At 71.4% G+C, this 8,746-nt stretch carries 5 protein-coding genes; 1 reads left to right on the forward strand and 4 read right to left on the reverse strand.

Going from position 1 to position 8,746, the window contains the following annotated elements:
* Window positions 1-442: 442 nt before the first annotated feature.
* On the reverse strand, window positions 443-1,420 hold the full coding sequence (locus ACFY0P_RS51855; RefSeq protein WP_388929484.1) for a helix-turn-helix domain-containing protein: 978 nt from the start codon (window positions 1,418-1,420) through the stop codon (window positions 443-445).
* Window positions 1,421-1,705: 285 nt separating this feature from the next.
* Between ACFY0P_RS51855 and ACFY0P_RS51860 the strand changes: the two genes are divergently transcribed.
* The gene (locus tag ACFY0P_RS51860) at window positions 1,706-5,926 is read left to right on the forward strand and encodes a S8 family serine peptidase (RefSeq protein ID WP_388929485.1); all 4,221 of its coding nucleotides are present in this window, start codon (window positions 1,706-1,708) and stop codon (window positions 5,924-5,926) included.
* Between the two features lie 107 nt (window positions 5,927-6,033).
* Here ACFY0P_RS51860 and ACFY0P_RS51865 read toward each other — a convergent pair whose 3' ends face one another.
* From ACFY0P_RS51865 to ACFY0P_RS51875, 3 genes are all read right to left on the reverse strand, one after another.
* The gene (locus ACFY0P_RS51865; protein WP_293994713.1) at window positions 6,034-6,966 is read right to left on the reverse strand and encodes an aldo/keto reductase family oxidoreductase; all 933 of its coding nucleotides are present in this window, start codon (window positions 6,964-6,966) and stop codon (window positions 6,034-6,036) included.
* A gap of 48 nt (window positions 6,967-7,014) precedes the next feature.
* Window positions 7,015-7,875: an aldo/keto reductase gene (locus ACFY0P_RS51870; protein ID WP_388929486.1), complete on the reverse strand. Its 861-nt coding sequence runs from the start codon at window positions 7,873-7,875 to the stop codon at window positions 7,015-7,017.
* Window positions 7,876-8,188: 313 nt separating this feature from the next.
* The gene (locus tag ACFY0P_RS51875; RefSeq protein WP_388929487.1) at window positions 8,189-8,572 is read right to left on the reverse strand and encodes a hypothetical protein; all 384 of its coding nucleotides are present in this window, start codon (window positions 8,570-8,572) and stop codon (window positions 8,189-8,191) included.
* Window positions 8,573-8,746: the final 174 nt, after the last annotated feature.

The raw sequence follows: 8,746 nt of genomic DNA on the forward strand, positions 1-8,746 counted from the left end.
CTACGCCACGCCGCCCGCGACTGGCGAAGGCCCCTGACCGCCCTCGGCATCACCGGATGAAACCGGACAGACGTCGATCATGCAAAGGACCCTGCGTCCTCGGAGTACACGCTCTGCTTCTCGGCCGCATGCCGGGCCACTGGCTCCAGCAACGAGTGCGGCAACCGAGACTCTGGGGAGCGGGGGCCCTACTGATGCTGGTCAGCTGGAACGTTCACTCGGCCTCGCTCCTCACCATAGGCATCGGCCTCGTCGCACTGGGGCATGTCGTGAAGCCCACACGTTGAATCCGCCAACCGCACCGCATCAGAGGTCAAACGGCAGGCTAAGGGCCTGTCGGGCTTGTGGCGGTCGTCTGAGAGGTCTTCCGGGAGGCGGAACGGGCACAGCGGCCCCGGGAATGACCGAAGGGCGGACGGCGGCGGCGATGGCGGAACGCCGCTCACTGCAGCCAGCCGCGGCGGGCAGCCTGGGCCGCGGCCTGGAAGCGGGTGGCCGCGCCCAGTTCGGTCATCAGGCGGTGGATGCGGCGCTGGGTGGTGCGCTCGCTCCAGCCCTGGGTGCGGGCGATGGCCGCGTCCGTGCAGCCGGACGCGAGCAGGCCCAGAAGGGCACGCGTGTCGGCGTCCGGGCCGTCGCTCCGTGCGGTCGGCGGGCTGGTGTCCCGCAGCGGGGTGGCACGTTCCCACTCGGCCTCGAAGAGTGCTTCCAGCGCGGCGAGAATGGGGGAGCGGTGGATGAGATAGGCCACGGAATGGCCGCCGGTGGCGAGACTGAAGGGGATGATCGCCGAGCGGTCGTCGGCGATCACCAGTTTCAGCGGCAACTCCGCCCGCACTCTGGCTTCTTCACCTGCCCGCACGCTCGGCAGGATGTCGTCGCGAAGCCGGCCCGGCCACGCCACGGCGGCCCGGTCGTAGATGACGCGATGGGCGACACCGGTGTGCTGCCGCTGGCGCTGGTTCTCCAGATCGCTGCCCGGGCGGTTGACATAGGGGGGCCGGTCGAAGGCGCGTATGTGGTGTTGGGCGCCCCCGGTGAGCCGCTGGAAGGCCGCATTGATGTCCTCGTGACCGGTGAGCAGCTCCACGGCGATGCTCGGGTCGCTGATCCGGTTGGCCTCGCGATGCGTCTCGGCGAGCTGCCGGACCAGGGAGCGGGCCGTGTCGAGCCGGCGCTCGCTCTCCCGGATGAGCTCGGTGACGGCCACGTCCGGAGCGGCGGCCGTGAAACGAGGCGGGCGGCCCGCCGACCTGATCGCGAGGCCGTTCTTCACCAGGGCGGACAGATGACGGCCGGTCACCGCCGCACTCATGCCGCAGGCTTCGGCGATCTCGGAGGCGCTGCCCCGGGGCAGCCCGACCAGGACGGTGTAGACCAGCTGCGATCCGTCGCTGAGGCCGACGACGTCAAGTTCCATTTCCAGCTCCGGTATCCGCTTTTTACCGGCCGCCACCTGCTACGACGCGGCCACCACGCCATCCTCGCGCACGGTCCGCTCCCGCCCGCGTCCGCCCCTGGGCCAAGGGCGGACCGCGTCGCCCCGCGGCTCCCGTGGCCGATCTCTGCCAGCTGACGGAAGTCCGCCACGGCCCCCATCTTGTGCCGGCTCCCAGGGGTTGACAGATTCCCCACGCGTCGGCGCCGTCCAGACGGCCGACGCCCTCTCTTTCCCCGATCTCCTCACGCAAGAAGTGGAGTGCCCATGAAACGGCGGAGACGAGCGGTCGCTCGTGGCGTCGGCGCCATAGCCACCGCGGCCCTGCTGCTCGGCACGCCCGTGCAGTACGCGGCCGCCTCCGGAGCGGCTGCCACGGAGTCCGGCACCGGCTCGAAGGACGCGCTTGCCGCACCGGCCCCGTCAGCCGTGCCGGGTGCCTCCGCACTCGGTCCCCTGCGCTCCTTCCTGAAGCCCGATCCCGTGCGGACCAAGCCGGCCGGCCCCCACCAGGTCCTCGTGGTGCTGGGGCCCGACGCCCAGGTGACCGGCGAACCGAAGGGCGCGCGGAGCGACCTCCGGGTCCGCACCCCGCTCACCTCCGACGCAGGGGTGAACACCGCCCTGCGACGCGCCCGCGCCGTCTCCATCCGGCCCCTGCTCCCGGGACTCACCGCCGCGCAGGGCCGCGAACTGCACACGGCCGCCCGGGCGAAGCTCGGCGCCGGCGCGGTCGACCTGTCCAGGGTCCAGGTCGTTCAGCTGGCCGGTGGCGACGCCACCGCCGCCGCCCGGACACTGGCCGCGACACCGGGCGTCGTCTACGCGGAACCCGACCAGACCGTCTCGCCGATGAACACCGGCGCCATACCCCTGCGCGCACCGGGAACCGCGACCGCAACCGGCGGTGCCGGCGTCGACGGACGGGACACGCCGAAGGCGCGGCACAGCGGCACGACCGGCTCCGACGGTGTCCCCGGCAACGCGGCACTCGCCACCTCGACGCAGAGCTTCCTCAACGCCGGCGGCGTCGACGCCACCGGCGCCTACAGCCTGCTCAAGCGGAAGTTCGGCCAGCTGCCGGGCACCGGAGAGACCATCACCAACGTCTCGATCGGCGACCTCACCGACGAGTCGACGCCGAACCTCGGTTCGACCGGTCCGACGACCGTCCTGCACGACGGCCGCCGGTACCTGGACGTCCCCACCATGCCGCTGATCCCCACCTACACCGCCGACGCCACCGGCGCCCTCGACCCGGCCGGCTCGACCCAGGGACAGGACCCGGCGCTCGGCGAGGTGCTCCTGGACTTCTCCGTGATGGCGCCGCTCCCGCACGAGGCGCAGCGCCCGGGGATGCAGGGCAGCGGGGACTCCGATCTGCTGGGCATCGCCCCGGGCGCCAAGTACCGGCTCGTCGTCCCGCAGGAGCCGACCTTCAGTCAGATCGCCGTCGCCCTGCTGGCCGCGGCCCGGCAGACACCGCGGCCCGACGTGATCACCGCCAGCCTGGGCTACGGCACCGACGCCTACGGCATGCCCGGCCGTTATCTGGAGGACGACCCCGTCCAGCAGTCGGTGATCGCGTCCATCGTGCGGCAATACGGCATCACCGTCGTCGTCTCGTCGAACGACGGCACCCGCCTGTACACCAACGCCGCCGTCGGACCGGACGGCGGCAGCACACCGACCGACGTGACACGCAAGCCCGCCGACACCACCCGTATCGACGACGACCAGATGTCGACCACGCCCACCCGGGTCCTCGATTCCGGGGCGATCGCCGCGGGCGGCACGACCACCGACGACACGCTGTCCGTTCCCCCGCAGGACGGTGGCGCGGCCTCGACGGCCGGCACCTGGGCGACCACCCGGCTCAACGGCTCCGGTGTCTTCTCCTCGGGATTCGGCACACGCGTGGACGTCTCGGCACCCAGTGACGGCATCCCCGCCTTCGAACACCAGGGCCAGACCGCGCAGTCCGTCGCGGAGGTCCTCAGCGGCGGCACCTCCGCCTCCGCCCCCGAGATCGCGGCGGCCGCCGCGGTCGTACTGCAGACCTCGCGGCTGACCGGCCGGCACCCGTCACCCGACGACGTGCGCTCACTGCTGGAACGGACCGGCCGCGCCGTGCCCACGCCACCGCAGATCGACCGGCCGCTGCACGTGGGCCCTCAGCTCGACGTCACGGCGGCCGTCCAGGCCGTACTGGCCGAGTCACACGGCGGACCCGCCGGCACCGGAGCGGCCAAGATCGTGCGGCTGTCGGTGGCGCATCGCCAGACCGTCGGCGGCCTCGGCGGCAGCTACCTGGAATCCACCGATCCGGGCCGCATCGACCTGGCCGGACCGGGCACGGGCTCCGGTGCCACCGGGGAGGGCCTGGTGGGACCGGTGACGATCGGCGCCGACGTGACCGGCCTGACAGGAGACAAGGGCATCGAGTACGTGCTGCGCATCGGGAAAAGGGAGTTCACCTCCGCCACTCCCGCGGTGCGGCTGACACCCACGCAGATGCTCACCGCGGCAGGTCTGCCCGTCGCCTCCACGACCGACCGCCGGCTCTCCCTCACATTCGAGGTGCGCCACGGCCGCCAGGTGCTCGCCGTCGCGCGCCACGAGCTGACCTTCGGCCCCACCGACGGGGGATACGCCGAGGCACTCGCCCCCGTGGTCCAGCCCGTGGTCGGGGCGGGCCACTCGGTGCGGGTGCGTTACGACCTCACCGGAGTGCGCAACGTCAGCTCGCCCGAGCTGGTCGTGTCGGGGGTCGGCCACTTCAGCCCGGCCGCGGCTCCCATTTTCTCCGCTTCCTACCGCGTCCCGCTGACCGCACCGAGCGGGACGCTCACCGTCCCGGCCGGCGCCTTCACGGCGGGCGACGGCATCTACGGGATCGGCGTCGTCCAGAATCCCACCGGCGGCGCCAAGGGCGTGCCGCTGTACGGGGAGTTCGCCACGGTCCGGGTCGACGGCGCAAGCATCACGCAGCGCCCCGACGCACCGGCGCTGGGCGCCGAGCCGTCCGGGAGGCCGTCCGCCGGACCGTCCGCCGGGCCCGGACATCTGCTGGAGATCACCCGGGCCGCGCCCCGGTTCTCCGTGAGCTACGACGTGTCGCGGGTCAAGGGCGCGACCGGCACGCTCCTGGAGTTCTCCGCCCCCGGCCCGAACATGTACGGCTCCTACAACCTGGTCAGCAATCAGAACGGCACCGTGCGCGACCACGACGGAGTGGACAGCCCGGCCACGCTGCACCGCTCGCTGAAGGGCACGCGGGGCACGGCGAAGCTCGACGCACAGGCGCTCAGGCTGCCCTCGTCCATCGCCTACGACGTACGGGTCTTCGCCCTCGACAGGAACGGCCGGATCCTCGGGCAGGCGTCGCCGACATCCTTGCTGGCCTACGACGACGGACCGGCCCCGGACGGCACCAACCTGACCGACTTCGCAATTGTCCCCGGAGGAACCTCGGTCGCGTCGGTCGAGAGCCCCACCGGAGAGGGGTCGGTCTACGACTACGACGCCGCCGACGGAACCTATGGGCGCAAGCTCACCGGCGACCCCGCCTACGGCTCGGTCTACGAGGTGTTCGGCGTCGACTCCTCCCACCACGTACTCGTGCTGCACAAGCAGACCACCACCGGCGAGCAGTGGCTGGAGACCTACGACACGAGCACCGGTGACGCCGTCGGACGTCCCGCCCGCGTCGACGACCAGTACGTCGTGACCGGCGGACGCGTGGACGACGAACGCCATCGGGCCGCCGTGCTGGCGTCCCGCGTCGGGGACCGGGCGGGCTTCGTCCTGCCCGTGGACACGGCGACCGGCACCCTGGGCACATCTCTCCAGCTCGACTCCGCCGCGGTGGGCGGCGCCCCCTACGGGCTGCTGGAGCTGGACCGGACGACCGGTGTCTTCACCGCGCAGAAGATCGGGTCCACCGTCAACTGCCTGTCCGCGACCGGCTCCGGCACGGTGGCGGAGGTCGACCTGGACACGGCAACGGTCACCCAGGGCCCCGGCGGAATCTCGTGCGCCGGAACCCTCGCCTCCGATGAAGAGGGGCACTTCTACGAGACGTGGTACCACTCCTTCAGCGTCAACTTCCCCGGCACCGGGTATCTGGCGCAGCTGGGCGGCGGTGACCCGGTCGACGTGGGGACGGCACAGGCACCCGTCGCCCTCGCGGTCGACGGCCGGCACCACCTGGCGCTCCTCGGCTTCCGCTACCCGGACCTGCAACCCACGGGAGGCTTCCAGCAGTACGGCTTCACCGACAACAACGCCACCGGCCGCATCGCCGTCGTCGACCTGAAGACCGGCAGGACGGTGGAAACGGTCAGCGGCGTGGAGTACCCGCAGTTCGGGGCCTACAACGGACGGCTCGACTCGCATCACGAACGCGCCGTCCAGGTCGACCCGGCCACCCGCACGGGCTGGACCTACGCGGGCGACGGCAGCCAGATCCAGCAGTTCTCCTACTGATCGGGTCCACCGGTCGGCCGTCAGGGTCCGCGGGCTGCTCGGAGCGCCCGCGGACCCGCCGCGCAGCGGCGAGCGTACGGCTCGCCGCTGCGTGGGTGGGGCGACGGTCAGGGAACGATGTACTGGGCGGCGCGGAACAGTTCGTACCACTCCGCGCGCGTCAGGGGGACGTCCGATCCGAGGGCGGCGTCCGCGACGCGCTGCGGGGTGGTCGTGCCGATGACCACCTGCATCCGGGCGGGGTGGCGGGTGATCCAGGCCGTCGCGATGGCAAGGGACGGCACCCCGTACTTCGCCGCCAGGCGGTCGATGACGGCGTTGAGTTCCGGGTGGCGCTCGGAGCCGAGGAAGGGCCCGTCGAAGAAGCCGGCCTGGAACGGCGACCAGGCTTGCACGGTGATGTCGTGCAGTCGGCAGTAGTCCAGGAGCCCGTCGTCACGGCTGACCGACTGGTCCAGGCCCTGCATGTTGGCCGCGACGCCCTGCGCGACGAGCGGGGCGTGCGTGATCGACAGCTGGAGCTGGTTCGCCACCAGCGGCTGACTGACATGGCGGCGCAGCAGGTCGATCTGGCGGGGGGTGTGGTTCGAGACGCCGAAGGCCCGCACCTTGCCTGCTGCGGCCAGGTCGTCGAAGGCACGCGCGACCTCTTCGGGTTCGACCAGGGCGTCGGGACGGTGCAGCAGCAGGATGTCGAGGTAATCGGTGCCGAGCGCCTTGAGTGAACCGTCCACCGACTCGACGATGTGCTCGTAGGAGAAGTCGAAGTACGGGCCTTCGCGGACGATGCCCGCCTTCGACTGGATGATCAGCTTTTCGCGCTGCGAGGGGCTCAGTCGCATCGCCTCGGCGAAACGGCGCTCGCAGCCGTGCAGTTCGCTGCCGTACACGTCGGCGTGGTCGAGGAACGTGATGCCGGCGTCCATCGCGGTCGCGAGAAGTTCGCGGACCTCGGCGTCGCTCTTGTCCTGGATGCGCATCAGGCCGAGCACGATGTTCGGGACGACCATGTCGGTGCCGGGCAGTTTGAACGTCTTCACGATCGGGTCCTTGTCCATACGTGGGTGGGCGGTGCGGTGCCGGGCACCTCAGGCCGCCGACAGGCGGGAGATCTGCTCCGGAGTGAGCTCGACGTCGGTGGCGGCCGCCGAGTCACGGATGCTTTCGGGGCGGGAGGCCCCGGGGATCGGGACCACCACGGGCGCCAGGGCGAGCTCCCAGGCCAGGGTCACCCGGTAGACGCTGACGCCGACCTCGTCCGCGACCTCGCGGAAGGCGGCCTGCTGCGCCGAGAGCTCGGGCGCGTTCGCGATGCCGCCCAGTGGGCTCCAGGGCAGGAACGCGATCCCGAGTTCGGCGCAGTGCTCCAGCTCGCGCAGACTGGAGCGGAACCTGGGCGAGAACTGGTTCTGGACCGAGTCGAGGCGACCGCCCAGGATCTGGTTCGCCTCGTCGATCTGGTCCACGGTCGCGTTCGAGATGCCCGCCATGCGGATCACGCCCTCGTCGAGCAGGTCACGGATCGCGCCGATCGAATCGGCGTACGGGACGCGCGGGTCGGGGCGGTGGAACTGGTAGAGGCCGATCGCCTCGACGCCGAGGCGCTTGGCCGACTCCTTGGCGGCCCGCTTGAGATAAGCCGGATCACCGTTCACGGTCCAGCTGCCGTCGCCGGGCCGCAGGTGACCCCCCTTCGTCGCGACCAGCACGTCGTCCGCTCCCCGGCCGTACGTGCGCAGGGCCCCGGCGATGAGCTCCTCGTTGTGTCCGACCTCGGCGGCGTCGCGGTGGTAGGCGTCCGCCGTGTCGACGAACGTGACACCGGCGTCCAGCGCGGCGTGGATCGTCGCGATCGATCTGCGGGCTTCGGGGCGGCCCTCGATGGACATCGGCATGCCGCCGAGCCCGATCGCCGAAACGGTCCGTCCGCCGATCGTGCGTTGCTTCATCGGACGTCTCCTCCGGGTGTGGAACGCAGGTGGTCGAGGTCTTCCCGTACGGAAGGCCTGCTCGGCCGAGCCTAGGAATCGATGATTCAGAGGTCCAACAGTTGTTGGTCATGACATTGAGAAAGGGAATCGATGAATGTGTCCGGCGCGTCTACCTGCCGCCCCTGCCGGACGCCCTGACGGTGTGTGCGGCACCGTCCCGACGCAGGGGTACGGTTCGTCGCGTGGACGCTGACGTGGAGCTGGACGCGGACGGGTGGGAGTCGCGGCACCGGGCCGTGTACGGGTGCGGTGCCTGGGAGCGGGCCTGTCGTCAGGGGGCCTGATGACCGCCTGGCACCAGGAGCAGGATCTCCTCTTCGGCGCGTCGGCGTCCCGGCGGCACGCCGCTGATCCGGGCGCACGCGTGAAGTGGCCGTGGGGGAGCGGCCCGCACACCCTTGGTCTCTTGCTGTGACGGACCGCCCACGAAGCCGGGATTGAACTTGTCCCGGGAGCAGCCGGCGCGGCTCTCGTCCGTGACGGTCAGTGCGGCGAGCGCGTCGCAGACCAGGAGAGTGATCGTCTCGCCGGGCGCGTGCCGTGCGGGCCAGTGCGCGACGGCCGCGGGGGCGGCGTGGGCGGTGGTGGGGGCGAGCAGGGCGAGGGGCGCGAACAGCGCGGCGATCAGGGTGCAGCGGGTCCGGGCGAGGCGCACGGCCGGGTCTCCGTTCCGAAGATCACGAACAGGTTGTGATCTTCGTAGTCGCCGGGGCGGTGCGGTGCGGGGTGATCGGTCGGGGTTCACCCGTTCGGAGAACTAGGCACACCGTCGAAGGGGGACCACGACGTGCACAGCGACGGCTCGGCGCACTGATACGGCGGTGGGGCC

Source organism: Streptomyces sp. NPDC001714 (genome assembly GCF_042892755.1).
Classification (GTDB): domain Bacteria; phylum Actinomycetota; class Actinomycetes; order Streptomycetales; family Streptomycetaceae; genus Streptomyces.

Coding starts and splice junctions, on each gene's coding strand:
- ACFY0P_RS51855 (WP_388929484.1), bottom strand. CDS start 1,420: ATGGAACTTGACGTCGTCGGCCTCAGCGACGGATCGCAGCTGGTCTAC.
- ACFY0P_RS51870 (WP_388929486.1), bottom strand. CDS start 7,875: ATGAAGCAACGCACGATCGGCGGACGGACCGTTTCGGCGATCGGGCTC.
- ACFY0P_RS51860 (WP_388929485.1), top strand. CDS start 1,706: ATGAAACGGCGGAGACGAGCGGTCGCTCGTGGCGTCGGCGCCATAGCC.